This window comes from Nitrobacter winogradskyi (assembly GCF_006539545.1).
Taxonomy (GTDB): Bacteria; Pseudomonadota; Alphaproteobacteria; order Rhizobiales; family Xanthobacteraceae; genus Nitrobacter; species Nitrobacter winogradskyi_A.
This window is the reverse complement of sequence record NZ_BJNF01000157.1, coordinates 1-1,005: the sequence shown is the minus strand read 5'-3', so window position 1 is coordinate 1,005 and position 1,005 is coordinate 1. Positions and strand designations below refer to the sequence as shown.

Genomic DNA, 1,005 nt, shown 5'->3' with positions numbered 1-1,005 from the left:
CTGATCGTTGAAATGGAGCTTGCTATGTTTTGTGTTGCCGGGAAGACGAGTTCGCGTGGCTGTGCGGCTATAGGTCTCAACGTAAAGTTTCCTTCACAGGCGCTTAAATCGCTCAAGGCATCGCTGTTGGTCACGACGGCGATTTGCGCCGTGATGGTGTTGCCGGATCCGGCCTGCGCGCAGAGCCCGACTGGCGGATCGGTTGTTGCAGGCACGGCCGGCATCTCGCAGGCGGGCGCCGTCACTAACATCAACCAGTCCACGCAGAAGGCGATCATCAACTGGCAGGGCTTCTCGGTCGGCGCGCAGAACACCGTCAATTTCAATCAGCCGAATAGTTCGGCAGCAACGCTCAACCGCGTCATCGGCAACGAGCAAAGCATCATCAACGGCGCCATCAACGCCAACGGCCAGGTCTTCATCGTCAACTCGGCGGGCGTGCTGTTCGGCAAGGGGTCGCAGGTTAATGTCGGGGGCATCGTTGCCTCGACGCTGGATATCTCCAACAACGACTTCATGGCCGGAAACTACAAGTTCTCCGGCACCTCAAACGCCTCGGTGGTCAACCAGGGCCGCATCCGCGCGCATGGCGGCGGTCAGGGCGGCGGCTATGTCGCGCTGCTCGGCAAGACGGTATCGAACGAGGGCATGATCGCGGCCAGGCTCGGCACGGTGGCGATGGCGGCCGGCGAGAAGATCACGCTGAACTTCGGCGGCGACTCGCTGCTGGATGTGACGATCGACAAGGGCACGCTGAACGCGCTGGTGCAGAACAAGCGGGCGATCATCGCCAATGGCGGGCAGGTGATTATGACCGCGAAGGCGGCCGATCAGGTCTTGTCGGCGCAGGTCAACAACTCCGGCGTGATCCAGGCGCGCACCATGGCGGCGCTGAAGGGCGGCGGTGGCGGCGGCACGGTAAAGCTCGGCAAGATCATACTCTATGCGCATGGCGGCACCACCAAGGTCTCCGGCAAGCTCGATGCCTCGGCACCGAAAGGCGGC

The 1,005-nt window shown here is 62.3% G+C and carries 1 protein-coding gene; it reads left to right on the top strand.

Annotated elements, in window-relative coordinates; translation table 11 throughout:
• Nucleotides 1-24: 24 nt before the first annotated feature.
• On the top strand, nt 25-1,005 hold a 981-nt coding region (locus tag NWI01_RS18605; RefSeq protein ID WP_141385420.1), incomplete at its 3' end, for a two-partner secretion domain-containing protein.